Below are 25,277 nucleotides of genomic sequence, written 5' to 3'. Positions count from 1 at the left end.
AGATGCAATCATGGCCATTGAGTCCCATCTTGCAACGCTGGAGAAAAAGCACGGTGCCCTCGAACAAGAGATCACCGAAGCGATGGCGTGTCCGGCAATGGACAATCTTCGCATAGCCGATCTCAAGCGCAAGAAACTCATGCTCAAGGACCAGATTGAAAGGCTCAGATCACAGGCTACCCGTCATTGAACCTTCCTGAATTGACTCCCAAGAAGGGGACGCCTTTAGGATTGCTAAAGGTGTCCCCTTTGGCTTTTCTGATCAGGTGAGCCGATAGGTTTCTTCCCCGAAGATGTCAGTCCTGCTCGTCATCGGCGCGTGGGACGAGCTTAAGTCCTTCCGGTGTGGCCGCGCGTTCGGCAGGCAGGCTCTGGAAGCTGTCTTTTTCTTCCGCCGAAGGTGCTGCGCGCTGGCGCGAGCGGACGATGGCGTAGGCGGTGATCGAGATGTGGGCGAGCGCCGTTACAGCGAACAATCCCGATGGCCGGAGATATTCCATTGCGACTGCGGCGAACAGGGGGCCGATCATGGTGCCGAAGCCATAGAGCAGAAGCAGCCCGCCGGAAATCTTGACGAAATTCTCCGACGCCGCGAAATCATTGGCGTGGGCGACCGCCACGGGATAAAGCGCGTAGGCCAGTCCTCCGTAAAGCGCGGTCAAAACGAGAATGGTGATAGCATTGGTCGGCGCGATGAGAAAGATGGCGATCCCGACGAGGGATGAAGCGCCGGCCACGCCCGCCAACACAAAGCGCCGGTCCGTCCTGTCGGAGAAGCGGCCGACCGGTATCTGCGTGAGCGCGCCGGCCAGGATGGTGAAGCTCACCATCAGGGCGATGGTGGTGGTGTCCATGCCAGACCCGGCACCGAACACGGCGCCGAGTGTGCCCCAGGCGCCATTGGCTATGCCGATCAGAATGCAGCTGCCGAAGGATACGGGCGAATTCCGGTAAAGCGCCTTGAGATCAAGCTGCACCTCGCTCAAGGGTTTCGGGCTCATGGCGGTCGATATGGCGGTGGGGATCAGTGCCAGGCAGAAAAAGATGCCAGTCACCATGAAAAGGCTCGCCGTATTCACGTCGCCGGCGGCGACGATCATCTGGCCGCTCATCACCGCGCCGTAGTTCACCATCATATAGAGGCCGAAGATCTGGCCGCGGGTTTCGTTGGTGGCGCGTTCGTTCAGCCAGCTTTCGATGACCATGAAGGCGCCCGCCATGGTGAAGCCGGTGAAGGCGCGCAGCATGATCCAGATGGTCGAGTCGATGAAAAGCCCGGTGAGCAGGGCGATGATCGCAGCCGAGGACGCAAAGAAGCCGAAGGCGCGGACATGACCGACCCGGCGCACGAGCCGGGGTGCGAGCAGACAGCCGGTGATGAAGCCGCCCGCCCAGGCGGTGCCGAGAAGGCCGAGGGAACTCAGCGCAAAACCTTCGCTGCCGCCACGCAGGGGCAGGAGAAGACCATGGAGACCGGAACCGGCCAGAAGAAACGCCGTGCCGCAGAGAAGCGCAAAGACCTGGACGAAAGAATTGAACAAAATGATCCCCGAATCTATGGAAATTCTACCGAAGGAAGGGAGCGCCCGTGGCTGAATAATGGCGAAAGGTGAAAATGATTGCGTGCCCGGAATGTCTGCTGGGTTCCGGGGAAAGAGGCTTTATGCTCCAGCTTCCAAGGGTTCAGCGGAATAGCGCTTCGGCTGCCGCCTTGCTGTCGCCCTTCCGGTCGCGGTCGATTTTCAGCCGCTCGATTTCAGCATGCAGAATCTCAATACGTTCGTCGAGTTCCGCCACCGATAGCAGAGACAGGTCCTGTCCGATTTCGTGAACGGTTTTCCTGATCGGCGGCTCGTCATCGAAAAGCGGCATGTCGTTCTCCTCTCGCTTCCCGCCCCCATTGCCAGATGCGGGTCAAAAGATACATTCCAATGGCCCCGACATGCAAATCATTCGAATAAGGAGCGCTCCTCCATGGCCCTGCAAAACCCATCGCAGATGACGGCAATAGAGATTACCCAACCGGGCGGCCCGCGCGCGCTGAAACCGGTGAAACGCCCCGTGCCGAGACCTGCGGCAAGTGAAATCCTGGTGCATGTGAAGGCGGCCGGCGTCAATCGTCCCGATGTTCTGCAAAGACAGGGCCATTATCCCCCGCCGCCCGGCGCGCCGGATATTCCGGGGCTGGAAATCGCCGGTGAGGTGGCCGCGGTAGGCGACCGGGTCCAGCGTTTTCGGGTGGGCGATCAGGTGACGGCACTTGTCGCCGGCGGTGGCTATGCCGAATTCGCCGCGGTGGACGAGAGCAATGCGCTGCCGCTCCCCTCGGGCTTCGGCTATGCCGAATCGGCGGCCATTCCGGAGACCTTCTTCACCGTCTGGCACAATGTCTTCGAGCGGGGAGGGCTGAAGCCGGGGGAGACGCTGCTGGTGCATGGCGGCTCGTCGGGCATCGGCACGACGGCGATTCAGCTTGCCAGCGCCTTTGGCGCCTATGTCATCACGACGGCCGGCTCGGCGGAAAAATGCGAGGCTTGCCTGCGACTTGGCGCGGACAGGGCGATCAACTACCGCGAGGAGGATTTCGTCAAAATCGTCGAGGAAGCCACCGACGGCAAGGGCGCCAATGTCATTCTCGATATGGTGGGTGGCGATTATATCGACCGCAATTACAGTGCTGCGGCCATCGACGGGCGCATCGTCCAGATCGCTTTCCTGAACGGCGCCAAGGCAACGGCCAATTTCTCGAAGCTGATGACCAAGCGGCTGACCCATACCGGCTCGACGCTGCGCTCGCGCCCGGTGGAATTCAAGGCTGCAATCGCCCAGGAGCTTGAGAGCAAGGTCTGGCCGCTTCTGGCGGAAAGACGCGTTTCGCCTGTCATGGACATGATCTTCCCGCTGCGCGATGCCTGGCGGGCGCATGAGCGCATGGAGGACGGCCAGCACATCGGCAAGATCGTGCTCGACGTCGCGTGAATGCAAACGGGCCGCGCGTGGCGCGGCCCTTTTTCTCGCTGATTTCCGAACTCAGTTCAGAGCCTGAACATTGCCGATGGTGAAGAACAGCGTCTCGCCGGAGGAGTCGTCGACACCGTCATTATCGGTGACGGCATAGGCCTTGCCGTCGCTGTCGACGGCGAAGCCTTCCAGCTTATCGAGGACATAGCCGTTGCTTGCCTTCAGATCGGGCATGAAATCATGGACGAGCGTCTTCTCAACGACCGGCAGGTCGCCGTCAAGCTTGGCGGGCTTCAGGCCGTCGAGGGAGACGCGGTAGAGCTTTTTGATTGCCGCCTTGTCGCCGATCTGATTGTCGCGTTCGACGATATAGAGCTGGCCGTCATGGGCGGTGATCTCCGACAGGCCGACCCAGCCGGCCTCGGTCTTGTCGAGCGGATAGCGCACCCCGGTCCATTCCTTGGCTTTCGGCTGATAGGCGAGGAGCTTGACGGTGCCCTTCGGGTCGTCGGCCCACTCGCGCTGCACGGCCATCCACAGGGTCTCGTCGTCGCCTTCGCCGACACGCGTGATGCCTTCCAGGCCGAAACGCTTCTGGCCGCCCAGGATCTCCTCAGGGAGTGAGATCTCCTGCTTGATCTCGCCCTTCTCATTGACTTGCAGGATAGCGTGCGGGATCAGCTTTGCGACATTGCCCTCATTGGCGAGCCAGAAGCCGCCTTTGCCGTCGGTGGTGATGCCTTCGAGATCGAGCTTTTGCGCCGGATGGCCGTTGCGGGTCACGGTGAGCGCCTTGGTGATCTCGGCCGGCTGCTTGGTGGCGTCGATGGAGAAGATCGTCGGCGCTGTCGAATAGAAGGAGTCGGAAACGGCGTAGAGCTTGCCGGGCTCCTTCGGATCGGCGACGAGGCCGGAAAGCGCGCCCCAGCCTATCGGCGAGCCGTCTTCCTTGTTGGCCGAGATGATCGTCGGATAGGCGGGTTTGCCATCCTCGAGCCTGTAGATCATCACATGCGAGCGGGCGCCGCCATCCTCGGCCAGATCGGCCTCGTTGGCGGTGGCGAGCAGGTTACGCTGCGGGATGGCGACCAGGCCTTCCGGTGCGATGCCGGAAGGCAGGAGCTGGACGAGTTCCGGCTCGCCGCCTGTGTCCTTGTAAACGCCGATGATGGAGGAACGCTCGGTGGCGACAAAGATATATTTCGTACCGTCGAAGGTTGCGACCTCAAGCCCTTCCGGCTCGACACCCTTCTTGCCCGAGCGCTTGTCGGGATAATGGCCGATCTGGGCGATCTTGCGCTCCAGCGACGCGCCGGATTCGTAGAGAACCTTGCCGTCGCGGCCGAAAATGGTGAAGCCGCGCGAGCCGCCCTTGTAGTCACCCTCATTGGCGGTGACGAGGCGGTCGTCATCGAGCCACTTTACGGCGTCCGGCTCCCGCAGCGCATCTTTCAGGCTCTTGTCGAAGGTGAGCGCGCCATCGGATTTGATGTCGATGCCGTCGAGATCGACCTGGCCGGCGGAGAAGTGCGAGACGACCTTGCCGCTCGCCGCATCGATGATGGCGACGTGGTTGTTCTCCTGCAGGGTGACGGCGATTTCGTTCTTGCTGTTGAAGGAGACGAATTCCGGCTCCGGATCTTCCGGCGCGATCTCTGCGAGACCGGTCAGCGCCACGGTCTTCATGCTGGCGCAGTCGGGCTGACCGTCCTTCAACGAGAATATCTTGAGATCGCCACCCGGGAGTTGCGGCATCTCGCCATCGTTCAGGTCTTCGTCGCGTTCGTTCTCGATTGCGACGGCGAGAAAAGCCTTGTCCGGCGAGACAGCGACCGAATCGGGCTGGCCGCCGAGATCGCAACTTGCCTCCACCTTGCGGGTGGCGAGATCAACGACAGCGAGACGGCCGGAAGGCTTGATATAGCTCTCGGAGGTGTTGACGCCCGCCAGCACCTTACCGCCCACGACGATGACCGAGGTCGGCTCGCCGTCAAGCTTGATGCTGCCTCCTGGCTTGGGCGCTGCCGGATCGGTGATATCGACGAAGCCGACGCCGCCAAAGGGGCTGTCGGAATAAACGAGCGTGTTGCCGTCTTCCGAAACAGCAATGATTTCCGACGAGGTCTTCGTCGCCTTGTCGGCATCGGCCGGAAGATTGTTGGCGACGGGGAGGGTGGCGATGCGGTTGAAGACCGGCTCGGCGGCCGCAGGAAATGCGGCGGAGGCGGTCAGGGCGGCGAAGATGGCGAGGTAGACGGAACGGCGTTGCATGAGGAGGCTCCCTATTTTTTCGGAACACTCCTTGTCGACTTGCATTGCAACGGGATGACGCTTTCATGACAGTTCGATGAAAACAGGAGGTTATGCCTAGGCAATCCGCAGGGCTTTCTTGCTCCTCGGTGAAAATATCGCTATATAGGCCGTGATTTCCCGGAAATTTGTGGTTTACCCCACGGCCCGCGCCACCGGAGCGGACGAACGAGAGGATTATATCTAATGGCCACCCAGCTTCTTATGCCGAAAGCAACGGCCGTCTGGCTTGTCGACAATACCGCGCTGTCCTTCGATCAGATCGCGAATTTCTGCAAGCTGCATCCGCTTGAGGTGAAGGCGATCGCCGACGGCGAATCCGCTCAAGGCATCAAAGGGCTTGATCCCGTCATCACCGGCCAGCTTTCTCGCGAGGAGATCGCCAAGGGCGAAAAGGATTCCAATTACAAGCTGAAGCTCTCCGAGCCGAAAGTCCGCGTGCCGGAAACCAAGCGCAAGGGACCGCGCTATACGCCGCTGTCGAAGCGCCAGGATCGCCCGAACGCCATCCTCTGGCTGGTGCGCAATCATCCGGAATTGAAGGACGCGCAGATCTCGCGCCTCATCGGCACGACGAAATCGACCATCGAGCAGATCCGCAACCGTACCCATTGGAACTCCACCAATCTCCAGCCGATGGATCCGGTAACGCTCGGCCTTTGCTCGCAGATCGATCTCGATCTCGAGGTCGAACGCGCAGCGCGCAACCGTCCGGCCACCGTGGAGACCGGCGATACGCTGTTGCCGGCTTCGGCGACGGAGAACCTCGATTACCGCGATCAGCCGTCCTCCCGAGAAGAGGAGGAGCTCGACGCCGACAAGGTTTTCGCCAAGCTTTCGTCGCTGAAGGGTTCACGCAACGAGGACGAAGACGAGGAATAAGCGCGTTCAACGCCATGAATTAAAAAAACCGGCGTGGAGAAATCCACGCCGGTTTTTCCTTGGGAGGATCATCAATACTGGCCCTTGTAGGCGTTGAACTCGCGCGCCTCCATCTGCCGGTAGAAATCGGCCAGCGTCTTGCCGCGCTCGGGCCGGAAGCGGCGGCCTGAATCCGCAGCAAGGGAAATACGGTCTGTGCGGAAGGTGCGAAAGGCCGTGCGCAATTCGCACCAGCCGATGACGGTCCAGACCTTGCCCCAGAACCAGAGGCCGAGCGGGCGGATGTCACGGCCGCTCTCGCGCCCTTCCAGATCGCGATAGCTTATGGTCAGCACATTGCCGCCGTCGACGGCACGCTCGACAATATCGATGATCTGCCGCTCATGCTCGGTGAGATAGGCGGCGGGCGCATGGATCTGGGTATTGGCGATGCGGGAGCGATCCTCCTTCGGGAGCACCGCCTCGATCTTGATCAGCGCTTCCTCCGCGCCGCGCGCCATGGACGCGCCGCCCCAGGCGCGGATCAGCCTGGCGCCGGCGACGAGGGCGACGATTTCGTCACGCGTGAACATCAGCGGCGGCAGGTCGAAGCCTTCCCGCAAGATATAGCCAACGCCCGCCTCGCCATCGATGGGTACACCTGTCGACTGCAAGTCGGCGATGTCGCGATAGATGGTGCGCTCGGAGACCTCCAGCCTTTCGGCCAGTTGCCGGGCGGTCACCAGCCTGCCTCCGCGCAGGCGCTGCACAATCTGGAAAAGACGGTCGGCGCGACGCATGGATGTCAGACGCTCCCGTATTCGCGCGCAAAGAGCGCGCGCATTTCCGCAATGCTGTCGACCTTGTCCGGGAGAAGTGTTTCGAGAAAGGCCGCAGTGAAGGTTCCAGGCGCCGTGCCCGATGCGCTGACGACATGGCCGTCGCTGATGGCGAAAGGCACATCACGATAGCGGTCCGCGCCATCATAATCGCCGATCTTCGCCTGAATCCATCCCGCGCCATTGCTGGTATGAGCCCGGCCGGCAAAAAGGCCGGCGCGTGCGAGCGCCAGCGTGCCGGCGCAGATGCCGCCGACCGTTCCGCCACGCGCGTGAACTGACAGGATCAATGGTGCGATGTCAGGAGGGGTGTCGGAGAACCAGTTCTCCGAGCCGATAACGGCGATCGCATCGAGATCGGTGTTCTCATCTCCGGAGACGCCGCGTTCGGGCGTCAGGAGCAGCCCGCCGATGGATGTGATGGGCTTCTTCCCAGGCGCGAGGGAGATAATACGCGCACCGAAATATTCCACGGCGGACGCGGAAAGGAAGCCGAATTCCCAATCGGCATAACCTTCGATGAAAACGAGGCCGATCGTCTTTTTCGCCGCCATTTTCGCGTCCGCCATCAGATTTCCCCGCCCATTTTACAGTTTTTGCGCATCAGAGAACAGCCTTCCACCAGTCCGCATTACGGTTGGTGCGGGCGTCGGGCCAGCCGATGTCCTTCTGGATATAGCGCGGCAGATCGTTGATCATGCGTTCCGTGCGGATCTGCGCGCGCCGTTCCTGCATCTTCCGGCGATAGTGCTGAAGCACACTCAAAATCGGAGGTATGACGATACCCATAGCGGTTTCTCCCTTGGTTTCAGGAAGGTATCATCGCACACCCCTCCTGACAGCTATCTGTCAGGAGTATCGGAAGAACGCATAAAGCCGGGCCGGCGCGCCTGCGATCAGGTTTTTACGAGAACGGTATAGTTGAGCGGCAGTCGTCCGCCATCGGCATAGATCGTCTGCCCGGTCACATAGCTCGCATCGGGAGAGGCGAGGAAAGCCGCTATGCCGGCGATCTCGGATGGATCGCCGATGCGTCCCATTGGCGTGCGCGACAGGATACGCTCCCTGGCGCCGGGATCGGCGTTCACATTGGCCAGCATGTCGGTGTCGATCGAACCCGGTCCGATCGCATTGACGCGGATGCCATGGGGCGCAAGCGAAACGGCCATGACGCGGGTGAGCTGGTTCACGCCGCCCTTGGAGATCGAGTAGGGCACCTGGCCCTCCAGCCCGAACAGCGCGTTGATCGAGGACATGTTGATGATGGTGCCGGCGGGGCCGCCCGCCTTGACCCTTGCCACCATAAGCTTTGCCACGGCCTGGGCGCAGAGGAAGGCGCCCTTCAGATTGATCCGCAGCACACGATCGAAATCCTCCTCCTTCAGCGAGAGGAAATCGGCATGGTGCGCAATTCCGGCATTGTTGACCAGAATATCGATGTCGCCGAACGTGTCCGTCGTAAAGGCCACCAGATTGTGCACGTCGAGCTTCTGGCCGACATCGGCCGGCGTGAAACGCACGGCGCCAAGCTGCGACAGGTCTTTCTCCGCCGCTTCTCCCTTCGCTTCATCGACATCGGCGATCACTACGCTGGCGCCGTCCATCAGGTAGCGCCTGGCAATGGCGTATCCGATGCCCTGCGCGCCACCTGTCACAATTGCCGTTTTGCCTTCCAGCGCCATGCGGCCTTCTCCCTGCTACAGCATCAGCATGAAAATCGGAATCGATTTTCAGAAAGCTTGGATAGCGTAGATTCAATAATTTACAGCGTCCTTTGTGCGCCCTGACGGACGCATGGCGCTGTAATATCGGGGGAGATTGGACCGGGCAGGGCCGAGGGTCAACCGCCGATGCCGTGTTGCTTCAGCACTTCGGCAATTTCCGTCAGGATGGCCGGATCGTCGATCGTGGCCGGTATCGCCCATTGCTCGCTGTTGGCGATTTTCTGCATCGTGCCGCGCAATATCTTGCCCGAGCGGGTTTTCGGCAGCCGCTTGACCGCAAGCGCCAGCTTGAAGGCGGCAACCGGGCCGATTTCCTCGCGGACCCTGGCGATGCAGTCCGCTTCGATATCGCAGTCAGTGCGCGTCACGCCGGATTTGAGAACCAGAAAGCCGCAGGGGACCTGCCCCTTAAGCCCGTCGGCAATGCCGATGACCGCGCATTCGGCGACATCGGGGTGCCCGGCGATGATCTCCTCCATCGCGCCGGTCGAAAGACGATGGCCGGCGACATTGATGATGTCGTCGGTGCGACTCATGATGTAGAGGTATCCGTCCTCGTCCATATAGCCTGCGTCAGCCGTCTTGTAGTAGCCCGGGAACTCGGCGAGATAGGCATCGCGGAAGCGCTGATCGGCGTTCCAGAGGGTTGGGAGACAGCCCGGCGCGAGAGGCAGCTTGATGACGATGTTGCCGAGTTCTCCGCGCTTTACCTGATGTCCGGCGTCATCGACCACATGAATCTCGTAGCCGGGAAGGGTCTTGGTGGGAGAGCCGTATTTTACCGGCAGGATGCCGAGGCCGACCGGGTTTGCAACCATCGGCCAGCCCGATTCGGTCTGCCACCAATGGTCGATCACGGGAACGCCGAGCTTTTCTTCCGCCCATTTGATCGTATCGGGGTCGGCGCGTTCTCCGGCGAGGAAGAGACAGCGGAAGCGCGAGATATCATGGCGCTTCACGTATTGGCCACCCGGATCGTCCTTCTTGATGGCGCGGAAGGCGGTCGGGGCGGTGAACATCGTCTTCACATTATGCTCGTCGATGATGCGCCAGAACGTGCCGGGATCGGGCGTGCCGACGGGCTTGCCCTCGAAGAGGATGCTGGTGGCGCCGATCAGCAGCGGACCATAGACGATGTAGGAATGGCCGACGACCCAGCCGACATCGGATGCGGCCCAGAAGACATCGCCTGGCGCTATGTCGAAGACCGCGCCCATCGACCAGGCAAGCGCCACCATATGCCCGCCATTGTCGCGCACGACGCCCTTGGGCTGTCCCGTGGTGCCGGAGGTGTAGAGCACATAGAGCGGATCGGTGGCGGCGACAGGCGTGCAGGGGACGAAGCGCCCGCGTGCGTTGGCGACGGCGGAGGCATAGTCAATATCGCGGTCCGGCACCGGCTCATAGGCGAGCTCCGGCCGTTCAAGGACGATGCAGCGTGTGACCTTGTGCTTCGCCATGTCGATCGCCTTGTCGAGCATCGGCTTGTAGGCGATGACGCGGCCGGGCTCCAGGCCGCAGGAGGCGGCGATGATCATGACCGGCTTGGCGTCATCGATGCGGCTGGCGAGCTCATGGGCGGCGAAACCGCCGAAGACAACCGAATGAATCGCGCCGATACGGGCACAGGCGAGCATGGCGATCGCCGCTTCGGGCACCATGGGCATATAGATGATGACGCGATCTCCGGCTTTTACGCCGTTATCGAGCATGACCGCCGCGAGCGCCTGAACCTCTTCGAGGATATTCCGGTAGGTTAGCTCTCGTTTTCTGCCGGTGATCGGGCTGTCATAGATGATGGCGGGCTGTTCGCCGCGGCCGCTTTCGACGTGGCGGTCGACGGCGTTGTAGCAGGTGTTGCACAGCGCACCCGGAAACCACCGCCCGTAGACGCCCATATCAGGATCGAAGACCTTGTCCCACGGCTTGACCCAATCGATGACCTGGGCGGCATCGGCCCAGAAGCCTTCGGGGTCGCGTTTCCACGAATCATAGGTGGCATCGTAGCGCGACGACATCTGTTCCTCCCAAAACAGTTCCTCCATTGCTGTTCTAGCGCTTTGAGCGGCCAAACGTCCATGAGACTAAAGGATCGGCGAAATATCGGGAAAGGCTTGGCGGTTCAGCGTGCTGCGCGGTAAGAGACATTTGAAAAGGACCCACCCTTGATCAAAATCCTGCCTATTCTGCTTATCATGCTGATGGCCCTGCATCTGGTCAAACCGCTCGGGCTTCCAGGTCTCAAACGCCGCGGCGATTTCTGGAGGATCGCGGTGGTTGCGATCGGATTGATGTTTCTGGTCGTCGCCCTGCACGCAGGGGCGGTGCTTTAGAGTCTGCCATGGTTTAATTGGAACGCTAGCAGAACGCGGCCCAGTATCCCGCCGTCATTCTCGGGCTTGTCCCGAGAATCTGCCATAAGGAAAAAGATAAGCGATTACCGTCCTGACAGTTTAAGCTGCGGTAGATTCTCGGGACAGGCCCGAGAATGACGACCAGACGGACGCCGCTTCAAGCTAGTTCTGACAAACACTAAAAGAAAAAGCCCGAATGCACGATCCGGGCTTCTTCGTCTCAAATGGTCGTCAGGCTTACGCAGCCTTTTCGAGATCTTCTTTCCAGCCGCCCGTTGCAGCAAGGGCGTTCATACGGGCACGATGGGCAAAGGCGCGCTGGCCGGCGGCGACATTTTCCGGCTTGCCGCCCCAGGCCTTCAGTGCCGCGGCCTGCAATGCGCGGCCATAGGAGAAGGTCAGCTTCCACGGCATCTGATAGGCGGCATTCATGGCGGAGAGATGCGCCGTCGCTTCCTCGTCGGATTGGCCGCCGGAGAGGAAGGCAATGCCCGGCACCGTGGCAGGCACGGTCGATTTCAGGCAGCGCACGGTCTTTTCCGCCACTTCCTCGACGGAGGCTTTGCGGGCATTCTTGCCGTCGATGACCATGTTCGGCTTCAGGATCATGCCTTCCAGCACGACACGCGCGTCATAGAGTTCGGCGAAGACCGTCTTCAGCACCCATTCGGTCACCTCATAGCAGCGGTCGATCGAATGATCGCCGGGCTTGCCGTCCATCAGCACCTCCGGCTCGACGATCGGTACGATGCCGGCTTCCTGGCAAAGCGCGGCATAGCGGGCGAGCGCCTGGGCGTTCTGCTTGACGGCGCCCCAGGTGGGCAGACCATCGGAAATGGAGATCACGCCGCGCCATTTGGCGAAACGGGCGCCGAGCTTATGGTATTCGGCAAGGCGCTCGCGCAGGCCGTCAAGCCCTTCGGTGATGGTTTCACCGGGGAAACCCGCCAGCGGCTTTGCGCCGGCATCAACCTTGATGCCGGGAATGCTGCCAGCCGCTTTGATAATATCGGTGAGTTTGGTGCCGTCGGCCGCGCTCTGGCGAATGGTCTCGTCATAGAGGATGACGCCGGAAATATAGCTCTTCATCGCCTCTTCCGAGCGGAACAGCATTTCGCGATAGTCGCGGCGGCTTTCCTCCGTCGAATCCAGGCCTATCGTGTCGAACCTCTTCTTGATCGTTCCCGAACTTTCATCGGCGGCAAGAAGGCCCTTGCCGTCGGCAACCATGGCAATCGCAATATCTTCGAGACGTTCAGTCATAGATGGGAGCTCCAACTCTTTCGTTTCCAGGCAAGTCCAGACGGAAAACCAGTACCCTTTATCAGGGTTGCCCAGCTTTCGCCTGCGCAATAACAAAAGAGTGCGACAAACGAAACGGCAGTGCAAATCTTTGAAACGATTGAATTTATTTCAAACGATTTAGTGCGGTGACTTTTTTCGGCAGACGGTTAAGGCGCGAGAGCGCAATGTGCTTTGCCGCTATTTCTGACATAAAAAAAGCCCCGGCTGAAGTCGGGGCTATAGAGTGTTTCAAGACGCCTTATGCGCGTTTCAGCACATCGACGCCCGGGAGCGTCTTGCCTTCCATCCATTCGAGGAAAGCGCCGCCGGCCGTCGATACATAGCTGAAATCACCGGCCACGCCTGCATGGTTGAGGGCTGCAACCGTATCGCCGCCGCCGGCCACCGAGACAAGCTTGCCTTCCCTGGTGCGGGCCGCGACATGGCGGGCCGCGGCGACCGTCGCCTTGTCGAAGGGGCGAAGCTCGAAAGCGCCGAGCGGACCGTTCCAGACCAGGGTCGCGGCATCGTCGATCGCGCCGTTGATGCGCTCGATCGACTGCGATCCGACATCGAGGATCATGCCGTCGGCGGGAATGGCATCGATGCCATAGGCATGATTGGGCGCATCCTCCTGGAAATGCCATGCGACGATGGCATCGATGGGAAGGATGATCGCGCATTTGGCTTCTTCCGCCTTGGCCATGATCTGGCGCGCCGTGTCGGCGAGATCATGCTCGCAAAGCGACTTGCCGACGTCGAGGCCGCGCGCGGCGAGGAACGTGTTGGCCATGCCGCCGCCGATGACGAGGGCGTCGACCTTCTCGATCAGATTGGTGAGGAGATCGATCTTGGAGGAAACCTTCGCGCCGCCGACGATCGCCACCACCGGTCGGGCGGGGTTGCCGAGGCCCTTTTCCAGCGCTTCGAGTTCGGCCTGCATGGTGCGACCGGCATAGGCGGGAAGCAGATGGGCGAGCCCTTCTGTCGAGGCATGGGCGCGGTGGGCCGCCGAAAAGGCATCGTTGACATAGATGTCGCCATTGGCAGCGAGCGCCTTGACGAAATCGGGGTCATTCTTTTCCTCGCCCTTGTGGAAGCGAGTGTTCTCCAGAAGCAGGATATCGCCGTCTTTCATGGCGGCGACGGCGCCCGCGGCCTTCTCGCCAATGCAGTTGTCGGCGAAATGCACGGGATGGTGAAGATGCTTCTCCAGCGCCTTCACCACCTGGCGTAGCGAAAATTCGGGGGAGGGCGCGCCCTTGGGACGGCCGAAATGCGCCAGCAGGATGACCTTCGCCCCCTTGTTCGACAGTTCGGAGATGGTGTCCACAACGCGCTCGATGCGGGTTGCGTCCGTCACCTCGCCATTGGCCACAGGGACGTTGAGGTCTACCCGGAGAAGAACGCGCTTGGACGTGACATCTGCATCATCAAGGGTACGGAAATTCATCAGTCTTCTCCGGTCGGTGTTGGCGCGCGATGCCAGAGTGGCCAGTCACGCTTTCAGCCTTTCGAACAGGCCTGGATAATCGATAACGAGGCCGTCTTCGTCGACGGGAAGATCGGCGCTGAAGCTGCAGTCCTCGGCCTGGTAGCGATAGAGCCGGTCTGCTTCCAGGCAGGTATAATGCTGCCCGTCGCGGAATGGCTCGAAACGATCGAACGGCACATAAAGCATGGCAAGCTTCGCCGTTTCGGATTGCGGCGTCAGGCCGAGGCGTCTGATCGGTATTGTATTGGTGAAGGGCGTTCCCGCAAGGTCGATGTCGATGCAGCCGTCGAATTCAGGCAAGGCATCGCCGTCTTCATTGCGCCAGTGTCCTTTGCCGTCGGAAAGGAGGGCGAGCCGTTGTCCCGCCATCGTCTCGACGGAAAAGCTGCGGACATGCCAGCGCGCGTCGCAATCGATGCGGTAGCGCACGCCGTAGGAAATATCGCCCTGCTCGCCGATCACAACGCTGTCGACGCGAATCCCGCCGTCATGCGGTGTGATCACGAGGTGTTCGAGCCCCTCTCCCTCGATCGGGCGCCAGCGCACCGTTCTTGGGGAGAGGGGCCTGAACATCGGCTTACATCACCTTCGCAAAAGCGACGGCCGTATCGGCCATGCGGTTGGAGAAGCCCCATTCATTATCGTACCAGGTGAGGATACGGACGAAGTTGCCTTCCATGACCTTGGTCTGGTCGATCGCGAAGATCGAGGATTGGGGATCGTGGTTGAAGTCGCGGGAAACGAGCGGCTCCTCGGTATAGCCGAGAACGCCCTTCAGCGGGCCATTGGCGGCAGCCTTGATGGCGTCGTTGATTTCCTGGACGGTCGTGTTGCGCTTGGCGACGAACTTGAAGTCGACAACCGAGACATTCGGGGTCGGAACGCGGATCGAAGTGCCGTCGAGCTTGCCCTTCAAGTGCGGCAGCACGAGGCCAACGGCCTTGGCCGCACCCGTCGAGGTCGGGATCATCGACAGTGCCGCGGCGCGGGCGCGGTAGAGATCCTTGTGCATCTGGTCGAGCGAGGGCTGGTCGTTGGTGTAGGAGTGGATGGTGGTCATGAAGCCGTGATCGATGCCGACGGCGTCATCGAGCACCTTGACCACCGGCACAAGGCAGTTGGTCGTGCAGGAGGCATTGGAGATGACCATGTGCTCCTTGGTCAGCTTGTCGCTGTTGACGCCATAGACGACCGTCAGGTCAGCGCCTTCGGCCGGCGCGGAGACGATGACGCGCTTGGCGCCGGCGGTCAGATGGGCGGCAGCCTTTTCACGCGAGGTGAAGATGCCGGTGCATTCCATGGCGATATCGACGCCGAGTTCCTTGTGCGGCAGCGTCGCGGGATCCTTGATCGCCGTCACCTTGATCGGCTTGCGGCCATCGATGACGATGCTGTCGCCGTCGACCTTTACCTCGGCCGGGAAACGGCCATGAACGGAATCATAACGCAGCAGATGCGCATTGGTCTCCACCGGGCCGAGGTCATTGATCGCGACGACTTCAATGTCGGTGCGGCCGGATTCGACGATGGCGCGAAGGATGTTGCGGCCGATACGGCCAAACCCGTTGATTGCGACGCGAACTGCCATTTTCTATTGTCTCCCTGACTAGCGAGTAAAGGTGCCCTGGTACGCAGCCGCTCAGGCGGCCTGCTGCAACTTGGCTTCGGCAGCCTCGACGACGGCCTCCGCGGTAATGCCGAAATGCTTGTAGAGATCTTCGATACGTCCGCTGGCGCCGAAACCCTTCATGCCGATGAAGACGCCGTCTTCGCCGATGAAGCGTTCCCAGCCGAGCGAAATCGCAGCCTCGACGGCGATCTTGACAGGCGCGTCGCCTATCAGCGCCTGCTGATAGGCAGGTGTCTGTTCCTCGAACAGCTCGAAGCAGGGTACGGAGACGACGCGGGTCGCAATGCCCTTCTTCTCGAGCGCCGCACGAGCGTTCAGCGCGATTTCGACTTCCGATCCCGTGGCGAAGATCGTCACCTTCGCGTCATCGCCGGCCGTTGCGAGCTCATAGGCACCCAAGGCGCAGAGATTTTCCTCGATATGATCGGTGCGCACCGTCGGCAGGTTCTGGCGGGTCAGCGCGATAGTCGACGGCGTCTTTGCCGATTTCAGCGCCAGTTCCCAGCATTCGGCGGTTTCCACGGTATCGGCGGGACGGAAAACCAAATGATTGGGGATCGCCCGCAGCGCTGCGAGTTGCTCGACCGGCTGGTGGGTCGGGCCATCCTCGCCGAGGCCGATGGAATCATGCGTCATCACATAGACCACGCGGATGCCCATCAGCGACGAGAGGCGCATCGCCGGACGGCAATAATCGGAGAAGGTCAGGAAGGTGCCGGAATAGGGAATAATGCCGCCATGCAGCGACAGGCCGTTCATCGCCGCCGCCATGCCGTGTTCGCGGATGCCGTAATGGATATAGCGTCCGCTGTAATCGTCCGGCGTGATCGGCTTGGTCTGGCTGGTCTTGGTGTTGTTGGAACCGGTCAGATCGGCGGAGCCGCCAATGGTTTCCGGCACCACGCCGTTGATGACCTCCAGCGCCATTTCGGACGCCTTGCGGGTCGCTACCTTCGGCTTTTCCGCCGAGACTTTTTCCTTGTAGTCGGCGATCGCCTGCTCGAAGCCGCCTGGCAGATCGCCCCGGATACGGCGCTCGAATTCGGCGCGGGTGCCGGCATCGGCGGCAGCCAGGCGCTTTTCCCATTCCTGCCGCTTGCGGGCGGCGTTCAGGCCGGCAAGGCGCCATGCGTCGAGGATGTCGGCGGGAACGACGAAGGGAGCTTCTTCCCAGCCGAGGGCCTTGCGGGTGGCGGCAATCTCTTCGGCGCCGAGCGGCGAGCCATGGACCTTGTTGGTGCCGGCCTTGTTCGGCGCGCCGAAACCGATGGTCGTCTTGCAGGCGATCATCGTCGGCTTGTCGGAGGCGCGGGCCTCCTCAATCGCCCTGGCGATGGCTTCCTGATCATGACCGTCGATGCTCAGCGTATTCCAGCCGGATGCGGCGAAACGCGCGGCCTGATCGGTATTGTCGGCAAGGGAGACCGGACCGTCGATGGAGATGTTGTTGTTGTCCCAGAAGACAATGAGCTTATTAAGCTTCAGATGGCCGGCAAGCGAGATGGCTTCCTGGCTGATGCCTTCCATCAGGCAGCCGTCGCCGGCAAGCACATAAGTGTAATGATTGACGAGATCATCGCCGAACTGCGCGTTCAGGATGCGCTCGCCGAGCGCCATGCCGACGGCATTGGCAAGCCCTTGGCCCAGCGGACCGGTGGTCGTCTCGATCCCCGCCGCATGGCCATATTCGGGATGGCCAGCGGTGCGTGAACCGAGCTGACGGAAATTCTTGATCTCGTCGATGGTGATATCCTCGTAGCCCGAGAGATAGAGCACGGAATAGAGCAGCATCGAACCATGGCCGGCGGACAGCACGAACCGGTCGCGGTCGGGCCAGTGCGGATTGTTCGGATCATGCGAAAGAAAGCGGGTGTAGAGAACCGTGGCAATATCGGCGGCACCCATGGGCAGGCCGGGATGGCCGGAATTGGCCTTCTCGACCGCATCCATCGACAGGAAGCGGATCGCGTTTGCCATTTTGTTGTGTTTTTCGGAATTGGTCATGGTCTCGGCCGTCTTTCGAAAGGGACTTGAGCGCGCCGGTTCCGGCGATGCTGGAAAAGCAGGCGACACATAGCAGGTGCAGATGTGGAGTCAATAAAACCATGCCCCACGATTCGGTACCGCGCGGGTTAGCCGCGGTCCGCATGCGGAACTTGTGCATTGTCAGCAAAAGGCCATAATGCAGTCGATAACCGGTGTATGACTTTTTCATGACTGCCTTGATTTGTTGCGTGCAATCAAAGCGGCTACTAATATTCGAAGGAAATACCGTTCATCGGCAATGCGATTCGTCGCTTTGGAAAATTGTCGGGGAATGGTCAGGGGATGAACCAGGGATGGCACCGGAAACGACCCTTAGACAAGTCTTGGACCGGCTGAGCCGGGCGCTCAACGCGCTCGAGGAGGCAGTGGATCTAAGGCTCGAAAAGGAGGGTGATTATACGGAAGCCGAGGAAGAAGTGCAGCGCATGAACACCGACCGCAGCCGGTTGGCGCAGGAGCTGGACACATCCGAATCCCGTGCCGAGCGTCTCGAATCCGCCAACCGCGAAGTGTCGCGGCGTCTTGTCACAGCGATGGAAACGATCCGCGCCGTGCTGGACAGGTAAGTCTTTAAGGGGAGATCGCATGGCAACGGTGACGGTTACGATCGACGGCAAAGCCTACCGCATGGCGTGCGACGAGGGGCAGGAGCAGCACCTGACCGGGCTTGCCGAGCGTTTCGACCGTTACGTCACCCATCTGAAATCCTCCTTCGGCGAGATCGGCGACCAGCGCCTGACGGTGATGGCCGGCATCATGGTCATGGACGAACTCGTCGAGATGCAGAAGCGTCTGAAGGGTCTCGAAAACGAAGCGGAGACCCTGCGGCGGTCGCGCGACGAGGCCCTGAGCAAGGCCGACAAGAACGAGGCAGCGCTGACGGGGACCCTGTCTGAAGTGGCGCAGCGCGTCGAGACGCTCGCGACCAAGCTGGCGATGAAGCCGGGTGCATGAACCGCGCCGGCGCCGTTCTCGCAGGGCTTTTCGGGATCCTGTATCATTTTCTTCAAAAACCGCGAGGCAAGCAGGCCTGACCCTCTGGCGCGGCGGGACACGGCGTCCTATATTGGCGTTCGGCGTACTGCGCTTCACGACAGGAGTAACTTATCCCCGGGGCCTTAATTGATCTCAAGGGAGCTGTCCCTGGAAAGGCTCGTGGGCTTTTCCACACGGCGCCCACCTACTTTGTAGGTTCCCGGGATCAATCTCTCCATCGGTCGTCGTGGTCGCCACTTTTCCTTCCCACTTGACCTTGCGGTCAAGTCGCGGTTGTCTCCGGCGGTAAGCCATGGAGCAGTCGGTGGAACAGACAATCCCCAACCGTAAGGAACAGAAGAGAATGCTGCGGCAGCAGGCGCTCGCCCGGCGTGACGCGCTTGATCCCGGCTACCGCGCCGAAGCGTCATCGGCGGCAGCGCGGCATGGCGGATCCGTTGTCTTTGAACCTGGCGCCATTGTCTCCGGCTTCTGGCCGATCCGCTCCGAGATCGATCCGCGTCCGCTGCTCTTCGCGCTGCGTGAACGCGGCGCAAGGCTCTGCCTTCCCGTCGTGCTCGATCGCGAGACGATCGGTTTTCGTGAATTGCTGGGCGATGCACCGCTGATCGATACCGGTTTCGGCACGGTAGGCCCGGGGCCGGACGCGCCGATGGTGGACCCTGAGTTGATGCTGGTGCCGCTCGCCGCATTTGACGCCCATGGCAGGCGCATCGGCTATGGCGCCGGCCATTATGACCGCGCGCTGGCGCGGCTTGCCGAGAAGGGGCTGCACCCGCTGCTGATCGGATTGGCCTTCGATTGCCAGGAAGTGGCGGAAGTACCAGACGAACCGCACGACGTCAGGCTTGCGCAGATCCTCACCGAGAGCGGCTTGCGCCGTGTTATCTCGGCCTGATAAAGGCAGGCGATGAGATTTCTGTTTCTGGGCGATATGGTGGGTCGGTCGGGGCGCACGGCGGTCTATGAAAAGCTGCCGGGGCTGATTGCCGACCTGAAGCTGGACTTTATCGTGGTGAATGGCGAGAACGCGGCGGGCGGTTTCGGCATCACCGAGGAGATTTTCAACCAGACGGTCGAGGCCGGCGCGGATGTCGTGACGACCGGCAACCATGTCTGGGATCAGCGCGAGGCGCTCGAGTTCGCCGGCCGGCAGGAGCGGTTCCTGCGGCCAGCCAATTTCCCCAAAGGGACGGCCGGCAAGGGCGTCGGCGTCTACCTCGCCCGCAATGGCGCGCGCGTGCTCGTCTCCAACATCATGGGGCGGGTGTTCATGCATCCCGATCTCGACGACCCGTTCCAGGTGGCGGAGGAAATCCTCGCCGCCTGCCCGCTGGGCGAGCAGGCTGATGCGGTGATCTTCGATTTTCATGCTGAGGCCACCAGCGAGAAGCAAAGTTTCGGCCATTTCGTCGATGGCCGGGCGAGCCTCGTCGTGGGCACCCATACCCATGTGCCGACCGCCGATTGGCAGATCCTCAACGGCGGGACGGGCTATATGTCCGATGCCGGCATGTGCGGCGATTACGATTCCTCGCTGGGGATGGATAAGGAAGAGCCGCTCAACCGTTTCCTGTCGAAGGTGCCGAAAGGACGTTTCGAGGCGGCGGGCGGCCCGGCGACGCTCTCCGGCGTTTGCGTGGAGATATCCGACCGGACCGGGCTTGCCGAAAAGATTGCGCCGCTGCGTATAGGTCCCAGGCTGCAGGAGAGCGTTCCCGACTTCTGGTCCTGATCTTTGCGCCAGCCGATTGACGCCGGGCGGCATGCTTCCTACCTACCGATCTGCTGCGCAATCATTTGAGGGGACATCGGACATGGATATCATTGCTGAGCATCTGGCATTTCTTTCCAATCCGGCGGGCTGGGCGGCGCTCGCCACGCTGGTCGTCATGGAAGTCGTGCTTGGCATCGACAACCTGATCTTCATTTCGATCCTTACCAACAAACTGCCGCCGGAACAGCAGGCCCGGGCGCGGCGGCTCGGCATCGGCGCCGCTCTCGTCTTGCGGCTGGCGCTGCTCTTCACCATATCGATCATCGTCCAGCTCACCACACCCATTTTCGAGCTGTTCGGCCACGGCTTCTCCTGGCGCGACCTCATCCTGATCGCCGGCGGGCTGTTCCTGGTCTGGAAGGCGACGAAGGAAATCCATCACTCCGTCGATCCGGAAGATCACAAGGACACCATGGTCGGTGGCGCGGTGCAACTGACGATGGGGGCGGCGATCAGCCAGATACTGCTGCTCGATCTGGTCTTCTCCATTGATTCGATCATTACGGCGGTCGGCATGACCGACGAGATCGCCATCATGGTGATCGCGGTGATCTCCGCCGTCGCCGTGATGCTGCTGGCCGCCGATCCGCTGTCGCGGTTCATCGCCGCCAACCCGACCATCGTCATGCTGGCGCTCGGCTTCCTCCTGATGATCGGCATGACGCTGATTGCCGACGGCTTCGGCTTCCATGTGCCGAAGGGTTATATCTACGCGGCGATGGGCTTCTCCGCGCTGGTCGAGGCGCTGAACATGCTGGCGCGGCGCAAGAGGAAAGCGGCGAAATAGCGGCTACCGGATAGCAATCCGCGCCCCGGCATAGCCGATTGCCGCCACGTTTGAACAAAGCTCGAACCATTCGCAAGCCTGGCATGCCTGCCGGGCTTGCCCCGAGGCGAAGGCGGCGCGCATGAGCTCAAGCATCTGCCTGTCGAGGGCTATCCGGCTGCCGGAGCTCAAGGGACGGCCGAGAAGGCCCGAGACAGCTTCCATGGCTTTGGCGTCGCGCTCAGTGACGCTTTCATAAAAGCAATGACACTCTGTAGTGCCGGTGAGCGGGGCGCAGATGTCATCCGGCCCCGCCACCAATAGAATATCCTCTCCCGCGGCAAGCCGCCCCGCTATCGCATCGTAATTGGCGATGAAAGCGGGGCTGTAGCCCTTGCCGACATAGGTTAGCATGCAGAGAAGATGATGCGCGCGCAGGCGGATTGTCATGGACGATGCTTATGCGCTTTTCTCACGGAGCGAGGCCTTGAGGATGGCCGCGCCCAGCGCCGATTTGATGAGCGCGCCGATAAGGAAAGGCGTGACGCCGAAGGCAACAGCCTTTTCGATGCCGATCAGCGGGGAAAGCCATATGGCGCCCAAAGCCAGGCAGATGGCATTGGCGAGGAGAAAAGAGGTGAAGGCAAGGAGCAGGTTGCGCCCGTTCCAGCCTCGCTCGGCCAGCCAGCCGCTCAGGGCGGCGATGATGGGGAAGGAAACGAGATAGCCCGCGGTGGGGCCGGCGAAATGGTGCAGGCCGCCTGCGCCGCCCGCCAGGACCGGCAGGCCCATTGCTGCTTCAACCAGCCAGGCGAGAACAGTCAGCGCGCCGAGACGCCAGCCATAGAGCGCGCCGATCAGGGGAATGACGAGGGTGTGCAGCGTGATCGGCACCGGCACCATCGGCACCTCGATCTGGGAAGCGATGGCCAGAATCAGCGTACCGACCAGTACGGCGGCGATCTTCGTGGCCGTCGAGCGGCTGTCGAGCCGTAGCGGACTGAACGAGGGGTGGAGTGTCGGGGACGTCATGTCACTCATGGGGTTCTCCTTGGTTTATAAATTATAGATAAAATTTAGATTCGATCTATTTATGAGTCCATATTCCGCGGCAAAAAACAAGCGCCGATTTTTTGCCGGCGCTTTCATTGGTTCGGATGGACTGAAAAGAGAGTGTCAGCCGACGATGGCGAAGCTCTCTCGCACCGCGCCTGAAGCGGTCTTGACCGGCTTGCGGCTGATACGTTGCACATGGCGGGCAAGGATGGAGGCGGCGTTGTCGATATCGCCCTGGCGCAGCGCCGCCAAGATGGCGCGGTGGTCGTGATCGGTCGTTGCCTCCCATTCCGTTCGCCAGGTGCTGAACAGGAAACGGGCGCTGGCGGCGTGAAGATCATCGATGGTGGCAAGCAGCCGCGGCATGGCGCATGGGGTGATGATCAGGCGGTGGAAGCGGCGGTTGGCTTCTTCCCAGGAGCGGACATCGCGGGATTTGTCGGCCGCCCTGGTCGCTTCTTCCGCCTCGTCGAGAATGGCCTTGGTCAGATGCGGCGCGGCATGGCGCAGCGCCAGCACCTCAAGGGCTGCACGCATTTCGGCGACTTCCCTTATCTCACCGAGGTCGAACGAGGCGACGCGTACGCCCCGGCGCGGTTCGCTGACGGCGAGCCCCTGGGCCTCGAGACGGCGGAAAGCCTCGCGTACCGGCACATGGCTGGTGCCGAATTCTTCAGCTATATGATCCTGCCGCAGCTTGGCGCCGGGGTCGATCTCTCCGGCGATGATGCGCTCCGCCAGGGCGCGGCTGATCCTGATTGCAATCGTGTCTTCTTTTTTCTTGACCATGAATTATAGATAATTCACGGCCTTTTCCCTGTCGAGGCGATGAAAGGCTTGGACACAGGGAAGTTTCGCTCACGTGCCCTGCAGCACCACGACTGTCGGCCGGCGCGGCAGGGTGGAAAGTGAGACTTCCATCGTGTCGCTGTCGCGGTAATCGGCGGTGAAATTTTCGCCCATCAGCGCGATGAAGCGGTCCATCGGCATTGCGAAGCGGTGCATGGGGAGAACGATGGAAGCCTGCAGCCGCTTCATTACCTCGCTCATACGCTCCTGGCTCATCGTCAGGCCTCCATCGACCGGCACCATGACGATATCCAGACGTCCGATCGCGGCGAAGTGCTGCGGCGTCAGTGGATGATGCAGATGGCCGAGATGGCCGATGCAGAGATTGGCCGTTTCGAAGATGAAGATGGAATTGCCGTCCTTCTCCATGCCGGCGCCGGAGCGGATATCAGTGGTGACGTTGCGGATATAGACATCGCCGACGGTCAGTGTGTGCCTGGCCGGTCCGCCCTCCGGGTCCCAGCCGCGCAACACGTATCTGATATTCGGATCAGGGAAACTTGTATTGTGCGAGGAATGCGCCTTGTTCATGGTCACGACATCAGGCGTGGGGCCTTCGCCGGCCCAGCCCGCATAATCCGTGGCGATCCTTATGCCCTCCGGCGTCTCGATGAGGTAGGTCGAGTGCGTGACATAGGTAATGCGCACCACGCCGGGTTTCGCCGCCGCTTTCAAGGGCTTTGCCGCATAGGCCGGGGGATCAAAGCGGGCATAGATGGCGCCGGGCAGCGACTGCGCCATGGCAAGGCACTGGCTCGGCACCGGATCGCCCTCGTTCCCCAGCGACTGGGCCTGAGCACCTGGCGAACTCGCGGCGATCGCCGTGGCCAGGAGAGCCGGTCGCCACTTTTCCCGGACTCGCCCGAGCACAGCTTTCAGGACATTCAGCATTGCGGTCACTCCATCAAACGGGGAAGCCGATATGGATGCGGCGGCATTCTGCGACGGTGGCAGCGTAGGATCAGGACAAGTTCCTGTGCAAGTCACACTTGATTGTCCTGCCCCATTTTCCGGCGCTCGCGGCGTCGCGGATCGCTTTCTCTGGACGCGGGCGCCCATTTTCCCTATAAGGCCGGCATTCCACACGGATTGCACAATGGCGCGGGAGGGCGCGCCTCCGGCGTTATCCGTGCTGCCGCAATCGAACGTGACAGGGGTGCCATGGCTGGCCATTCACAATTCAAGAACATCATGCACCGCAAGGGCAGGCAAGATGCCGTGCGGTCGAAAATCTTTTCCAAGCTCGGCCGCGAAATCACGGTTGCCGCCAAGCAGGGCTTGCCCGATCCGGCGATGAACCCGCGCCTGCGCCTGGCGATCCAGAACGCCAAGGCGCAATCGATGCCGAAAGACAATATCGAGCGTGCCATCAAGAAGGCCGCCGGGGGCGATGCCGAGAACTATGATGAAGTGCGTTACGAGGGTTATGGGCCCGGCGGTGTCGCCGTCATCGTCGAGGCGCTGACCGACAACCGCAACCGCACCGCCTCGAATGTCCGCGCCGCCTTCACCAAGGCGGGTGGGGCGCTGGGCGAAACCGGTTCCGTTTCGTTCATGTTCGATCGTGTTGGCGAGATCGTTTATCCGGCGAGCGCCGGCGATGCGGACAAGCTGATGGAAGCGGCGATCGAAGCGGGCGCCGACGACGTGCAGTCGGATGAGGGCGGCCATGTAATCGTCTGCGCCTTCGAGAATATCGGCGAGGTTTCCAAGGCACTCGAAGCATTGCTCGGTGAAGCAGAATCCATCAAGACCGTCTGGAAGCCGCAGACCGGCGCGCCGGTCGACGAGGATAAGGCGCAGTCTGTGCTGAAACTCATCGCCACGCTCGAAGACGATGACGACGTGCAGAATGTCTATGCGAATTTTGAAGTGAGCGACGAAGTGCTGGCGAAGCTCAGCGCGGCATAAGCCATTTCGATCATTTTTCGTATGAGAACCCCCGGAAACCGACAGTTTCCGGGGTTTTTCTTTCGTGCAATTGCAACAAAAAAACCCCGCCGAAGCGGGGTTTTTGATATCTTATCCGAACGGGCTTAGATGCCGAGATTGCCAAAGCGGTTCTTGAACTTGGAAACGCGACCGCCACGGTCAACGAGGGTCTGTGAGCCGCCGGTCCAGGCCGGATGGGTGGTCGGATCGATGTCGAGGTTCATCGTGTCGCCGTCCTTACCCCAGGTCGAGCGGGTCATATATTCGGTGCCATCGGTCATCACGACCTTGATGGTGTGGTAATCGGGATGGATATTGGCTTTCATCGGTCACAATCCTGAAGAATTCTGGCGAGAACCACGTCCCGATGCGCATCGAAACTGCGGCACTTCCGCCC

28 protein-coding genes and 1 other RNA gene are annotated in these 25,277 nt (G+C 61.1%); 11 read left to right on the top strand and 18 right to left on the bottom strand.

Annotation, left to right across the window (positions count from 1 at the left end; genetic code table 11):
• The first annotated feature begins 7 nt into the window (after positions 1–7).
• Positions 8–190, top strand: coding sequence for a YdcH family protein (locus tag ATN84_RS17875; RefSeq protein ID WP_201026405.1), 183 nt, complete (start codon positions 8–10; stop codon positions 188–190).
• Between the two features lie 106 nt (positions 191–296).
• Here ATN84_RS17875 and ATN84_RS17870 read toward each other — a convergent pair whose 3' ends face one another.
• The gene (locus ATN84_RS17870; RefSeq protein ID WP_068883145.1) at positions 297–1,541 is read right to left on the bottom strand and encodes an MFS transporter; all 1,245 of its coding nucleotides are present in this window, start codon (positions 1,539–1,541) and stop codon (positions 297–299) included.
• 142 nt (positions 1,542–1,683) lie between these two features.
• Positions 1,684–1,872, bottom strand: coding sequence for a DUF1192 domain-containing protein (locus ATN84_RS17865; protein WP_068883143.1), 189 nt, complete (start codon positions 1,870–1,872; stop codon positions 1,684–1,686).
• A gap of 102 nt (positions 1,873–1,974) precedes the next feature.
• Between ATN84_RS17865 and ATN84_RS17860 the strand changes: the two genes are divergently transcribed.
• Positions 1,975–2,979, top strand: a complete 1,005-nt coding sequence (locus tag ATN84_RS17860) for an NAD(P)H-quinone oxidoreductase (protein ID WP_068883141.1) — start codon at positions 1,975–1,977, stop codon at positions 2,977–2,979.
• Between the two features lie 51 nt (positions 2,980–3,030).
• Here the strand turns inward: ATN84_RS17860 and ATN84_RS17855 are convergent, their stop codons facing one another.
• Positions 3,031–5,232: an esterase-like activity of phytase family protein gene (locus ATN84_RS17855; protein WP_068883139.1), complete on the bottom strand. Its 2,202-nt coding sequence runs from the start codon at positions 5,230–5,232 to the stop codon at positions 3,031–3,033.
• Positions 5,233–5,457: 225 nt separating this feature from the next.
• On the opposite strand from ATN84_RS17855, the gene ATN84_RS17850 reads away from it, so the two are divergent.
• Positions 5,458–6,153, top strand: coding sequence for a DUF1013 domain-containing protein (locus ATN84_RS17850; RefSeq protein WP_068883137.1), 696 nt, complete (start codon positions 5,458–5,460; stop codon positions 6,151–6,153).
• Positions 6,154–6,224: 71 nt separating this feature from the next.
• Here the strand turns inward: ATN84_RS17850 and ATN84_RS17845 are convergent, their stop codons facing one another.
• The 5 genes from ATN84_RS17845 to ATN84_RS17825 form a co-directional block, all read right to left on the bottom strand.
• Positions 6,225–6,932 (bottom strand): helix-turn-helix transcriptional regulator, encoded by a 708-nt coding sequence (locus ATN84_RS17845; RefSeq protein WP_068883135.1) that lies wholly within the window; start codon positions 6,930–6,932, stop codon positions 6,225–6,227.
• 5 nt (positions 6,933–6,937) lie between these two features.
• Entirely contained in the window at positions 6,938–7,525 is a 588-nt protein-coding gene (locus ATN84_RS17840; RefSeq protein WP_068883563.1) for a DJ-1/PfpI family protein, read from the bottom strand.
• Between the two features lie 49 nt (positions 7,526–7,574).
• Entirely contained in the window at positions 7,575–7,760 is a 186-nt protein-coding gene (locus ATN84_RS17835; protein WP_068883133.1) for a hypothetical protein, read from the bottom strand.
• A 107-nt stretch (positions 7,761–7,867) separates the two neighbouring features.
• The gene (locus tag ATN84_RS17830) at positions 7,868–8,653 is read right to left on the bottom strand and encodes an SDR family NAD(P)-dependent oxidoreductase (RefSeq protein ID WP_068883131.1); all 786 of its coding nucleotides are present in this window, start codon (positions 8,651–8,653) and stop codon (positions 7,868–7,870) included.
• A 158-nt stretch (positions 8,654–8,811) separates the two neighbouring features.
• Positions 8,812–10,713 carry a propionyl-CoA synthetase gene (locus tag ATN84_RS17825; protein ID WP_068883129.1) on the bottom strand — a complete coding sequence of 634 codons (1,902 nt, stop codon included), beginning with the start codon at positions 10,711–10,713 and terminating at the stop codon, positions 8,812–8,814.
• Positions 10,714–10,860: 147 nt separating this feature from the next.
• Here ATN84_RS17825 and ATN84_RS27525 point away from each other — a divergent pair, with 147 nt between their 5' ends.
• Positions 10,861–11,028 (top strand): hypothetical protein, encoded by a 168-nt coding sequence (locus ATN84_RS27525; RefSeq protein ID WP_201026398.1) that lies wholly within the window; start codon positions 10,861–10,863, stop codon positions 11,026–11,028.
• 258 nt (positions 11,029–11,286) lie between these two features.
• Here the strand turns inward: ATN84_RS27525 and ATN84_RS17820 are convergent, their stop codons facing one another.
• The 5 genes from ATN84_RS17820 to tkt form a co-directional block, all read right to left on the bottom strand.
• On the bottom strand, positions 11,287–12,312 hold the full coding sequence (locus ATN84_RS17820) for a class I fructose-bisphosphate aldolase (RefSeq protein ID WP_068883127.1): 1,026 nt from the start codon (positions 12,310–12,312) through the stop codon (positions 11,287–11,289).
• Positions 12,313–12,592: 280 nt separating this feature from the next.
• On the bottom strand, positions 12,593–13,786 hold the full coding sequence (locus ATN84_RS17815; protein WP_068883125.1) for a phosphoglycerate kinase: 1,194 nt from the start codon (positions 13,784–13,786) through the stop codon (positions 12,593–12,595).
• Between the two features lie 45 nt (positions 13,787–13,831).
• Positions 13,832–14,401 (bottom strand): putative glycolipid-binding domain-containing protein, encoded by a 570-nt coding sequence (locus tag ATN84_RS17810; protein ID WP_068883123.1) that lies wholly within the window; start codon positions 14,399–14,401, stop codon positions 13,832–13,834.
• A 4-nt stretch (positions 14,402–14,405) separates the two neighbouring features.
• Positions 14,406–15,416 (bottom strand): type I glyceraldehyde-3-phosphate dehydrogenase, encoded by a 1,011-nt coding sequence (gap, locus tag ATN84_RS17805; RefSeq protein WP_068883121.1) that lies wholly within the window; start codon positions 15,414–15,416, stop codon positions 14,406–14,408.
• 51 nt (positions 15,417–15,467) lie between these two features.
• Entirely contained in the window at positions 15,468–17,462 is a 1,995-nt protein-coding gene (gene tkt / locus ATN84_RS17800; RefSeq protein WP_068883119.1) for a transketolase, read from the bottom strand.
• Between the two features lie 335 nt (positions 17,463–17,797).
• Between tkt and ATN84_RS17795 the strand changes: the two genes are divergently transcribed.
• The 6 genes from ATN84_RS17795 to ATN84_RS17770 all read left to right on the top strand — a co-directional run bounded on the left by ATN84_RS17795 (position 17,798) and on the right by ATN84_RS17770 (position 21,064).
• Positions 17,798–18,070: a DUF4164 domain-containing protein gene (locus ATN84_RS17795; protein ID WP_068883117.1), complete on the top strand. Its 273-nt coding sequence runs from the start codon at positions 17,798–17,800 to the stop codon at positions 18,068–18,070.
• A 19-nt stretch (positions 18,071–18,089) separates the two neighbouring features.
• Positions 18,090–18,458, top strand: a complete 369-nt coding sequence (locus ATN84_RS17790; protein WP_068883114.1) for a cell division protein ZapA — start codon at positions 18,090–18,092, stop codon at positions 18,456–18,458.
• A gap of 121 nt (positions 18,459–18,579) precedes the next feature.
• Positions 18,580–18,736: non-coding RNA, 6S RNA (gene ssrS / locus ATN84_RS17785), on the top strand.
• Positions 18,737–18,804: 68 nt separating this feature from the next.
• A complete protein-coding gene (locus tag ATN84_RS17780; protein ID WP_425287417.1) occupies positions 18,805–19,398 on the top strand; it encodes a 5-formyltetrahydrofolate cyclo-ligase in 594 nt (197 codons plus the stop codon).
• Positions 19,399–19,410: 12 nt separating this feature from the next.
• On the top strand, positions 19,411–20,235 hold the full coding sequence (locus ATN84_RS17775) for a TIGR00282 family metallophosphoesterase (RefSeq protein WP_068883110.1): 825 nt from the start codon (positions 19,411–19,413) through the stop codon (positions 20,233–20,235).
• Between the two features lie 82 nt (positions 20,236–20,317).
• The gene (locus ATN84_RS17770) at positions 20,318–21,064 is read left to right on the top strand and encodes a TerC family protein (RefSeq protein ID WP_068883108.1); all 747 of its coding nucleotides are present in this window, start codon (positions 20,318–20,320) and stop codon (positions 21,062–21,064) included.
• 3 nt (positions 21,065–21,067) lie between these two features.
• On the opposite strand, the gene ATN84_RS17765 is transcribed toward ATN84_RS17770, so the two are convergent.
• The 4 genes from ATN84_RS17765 to ATN84_RS17750 form a co-directional block, all read right to left on the bottom strand.
• Positions 21,068–21,493: a DUF1284 domain-containing protein gene (locus ATN84_RS17765; RefSeq protein ID WP_068883107.1), complete on the bottom strand. Its 426-nt coding sequence runs from the start codon at positions 21,491–21,493 to the stop codon at positions 21,068–21,070.
• 9 nt (positions 21,494–21,502) lie between these two features.
• Positions 21,503–22,075 carry a biotin transporter BioY gene (locus ATN84_RS17760; protein ID WP_153020297.1) on the bottom strand — a complete coding sequence of 191 codons (573 nt, stop codon included), beginning with the start codon at positions 22,073–22,075 and terminating at the stop codon, positions 21,503–21,505.
• Between the two features lie 144 nt (positions 22,076–22,219).
• Positions 22,220–22,888, bottom strand: a complete 669-nt coding sequence (locus ATN84_RS17755; protein WP_068883102.1) for a GntR family transcriptional regulator — start codon at positions 22,886–22,888, stop codon at positions 22,220–22,222.
• A 69-nt stretch (positions 22,889–22,957) separates the two neighbouring features.
• Entirely contained in the window at positions 22,958–23,839 is an 882-nt protein-coding gene (locus ATN84_RS17750) for an MBL fold metallo-hydrolase (RefSeq protein WP_068883099.1), read from the bottom strand.
• Positions 23,840–24,109: 270 nt separating this feature from the next.
• Between ATN84_RS17750 and ATN84_RS17745 the strand changes: the two genes are divergently transcribed.
• Entirely contained in the window at positions 24,110–24,859 is a 750-nt protein-coding gene (locus tag ATN84_RS17745) for a YebC/PmpR family DNA-binding transcriptional regulator (RefSeq protein WP_068883561.1), read from the top strand.
• Between the two features lie 125 nt (positions 24,860–24,984).
• Here ATN84_RS17745 and rpmE read toward each other — a convergent pair whose 3' ends face one another.
• Positions 24,985–25,206 (bottom strand): 50S ribosomal protein L31, encoded by a 222-nt coding sequence (gene rpmE, locus ATN84_RS17740; protein WP_068883096.1) that lies wholly within the window; start codon positions 25,204–25,206, stop codon positions 24,985–24,987.
• Positions 25,207–25,277: the final 71 nt, after the last annotated feature.

The organism is Paramesorhizobium deserti (assembly GCF_001558695.1).
GTDB classification, from domain to species: Bacteria; Pseudomonadota; Alphaproteobacteria; order Rhizobiales; family Rhizobiaceae; genus Paramesorhizobium; species Paramesorhizobium deserti.
The sequence above is the reverse complement of the archived record's forward strand: the minus strand, read 5'-3'. Positions and strand labels throughout refer to the sequence as shown.

Bases quoted from the DNA above. Each gene is read 5' to 3' on its own strand.
- ATN84_RS17855 (WP_068883139.1), bottom strand. From the start codon at position 5,232: ATGCAACGCCGTTCCGTCTACCTCGCCATCTTCGCCGCCCTGACCGCC.
- ATN84_RS17820 (WP_068883127.1), bottom strand. From the start codon at position 12,312: ATGACTGAACGTCTCGAAGATATTGCGATTGCCATGGTTGCCGACGGC.
- ATN84_RS17825 (WP_068883129.1), bottom strand. From the start codon at position 10,713: ATGTCGTCGCGCTACGATGCCACCTATGATTCGTGGAAACGCGACCCC.
- ATN84_RS17775 (WP_068883110.1), top strand. From the start codon at position 19,411: ATGAGATTTCTGTTTCTGGGCGATATGGTGGGTCGGTCGGGGCGCACG.
- ATN84_RS17745 (WP_068883561.1), top strand. From the start codon at position 24,110: ATGGCTGGCCATTCACAATTCAAGAACATCATGCACCGCAAGGGCAGG.
- ATN84_RS17850 (WP_068883137.1), top strand. From the start codon at position 5,458: ATGGCCACCCAGCTTCTTATGCCGAAAGCAACGGCCGTCTGGCTTGTC.
- ATN84_RS17835 (WP_068883133.1), bottom strand. From the start codon at position 7,760: ATGGGTATCGTCATACCTCCGATTTTGAGTGTGCTTCAGCACTATCGC.
- ATN84_RS17795 (WP_068883117.1), top strand. From the start codon at position 17,798: ATGGCACCGGAAACGACCCTTAGACAAGTCTTGGACCGGCTGAGCCGG.
- tkt (WP_068883119.1), bottom strand. From the start codon at position 17,462: ATGACCAATTCCGAAAAACACAACAAAATGGCAAACGCGATCCGCTTC.
- ATN84_RS17760 (WP_153020297.1), bottom strand. From the start codon at position 22,075: ATGACGTCCCCGACACTCCACCCCTCGTTCAGTCCGCTACGGCTCGAC.
- ATN84_RS17860 (WP_068883141.1), top strand. From the start codon at position 1,975: ATGGCCCTGCAAAACCCATCGCAGATGACGGCAATAGAGATTACCCAA.
- ATN84_RS17845 (WP_068883135.1), bottom strand. From the start codon at position 6,932: ATGCGTCGCGCCGACCGTCTTTTCCAGATTGTGCAGCGCCTGCGCGGA.
- ATN84_RS17790 (WP_068883114.1), top strand. From the start codon at position 18,090: ATGGCAACGGTGACGGTTACGATCGACGGCAAAGCCTACCGCATGGCG.
- ATN84_RS17770 (WP_068883108.1), top strand. From the start codon at position 20,318: ATGGATATCATTGCTGAGCATCTGGCATTTCTTTCCAATCCGGCGGGC.
- ATN84_RS17765 (WP_068883107.1), bottom strand. From the start codon at position 21,493: ATGACAATCCGCCTGCGCGCGCATCATCTTCTCTGCATGCTAACCTAT.
- ATN84_RS17750 (WP_068883099.1), bottom strand. From the start codon at position 23,839: ATGCTGAATGTCCTGAAAGCTGTGCTCGGGCGAGTCCGGGAAAAGTGG.
- ATN84_RS17755 (WP_068883102.1), bottom strand. From the start codon at position 22,888: ATGGTCAAGAAAAAAGAAGACACGATTGCAATCAGGATCAGCCGCGCC.
- ATN84_RS17815 (WP_068883125.1), bottom strand. From the start codon at position 13,786: ATGAATTTCCGTACCCTTGATGATGCAGATGTCACGTCCAAGCGCGTT.
- ATN84_RS17840 (WP_068883563.1), bottom strand. From the start codon at position 7,525: ATGGCGGCGAAAAAGACGATCGGCCTCGTTTTCATCGAAGGTTATGCC.
- ATN84_RS17865 (WP_068883143.1), bottom strand. From the start codon at position 1,872: ATGCCGCTTTTCGATGACGAGCCGCCGATCAGGAAAACCGTTCACGAA.
- ATN84_RS17810 (WP_068883123.1), bottom strand. From the start codon at position 14,401: ATGTTCAGGCCCCTCTCCCCAAGAACGGTGCGCTGGCGCCCGATCGAG.
- ATN84_RS17830 (WP_068883131.1), bottom strand. From the start codon at position 8,653: ATGGCGCTGGAAGGCAAAACGGCAATTGTGACAGGTGGCGCGCAGGGC.
- rpmE (WP_068883096.1), bottom strand. From the start codon at position 25,206: ATGAAAGCCAATATCCATCCCGATTACCACACCATCAAGGTCGTGATG.
- gap (WP_068883121.1), bottom strand. From the start codon at position 15,416: ATGGCAGTTCGCGTCGCAATCAACGGGTTTGGCCGTATCGGCCGCAAC.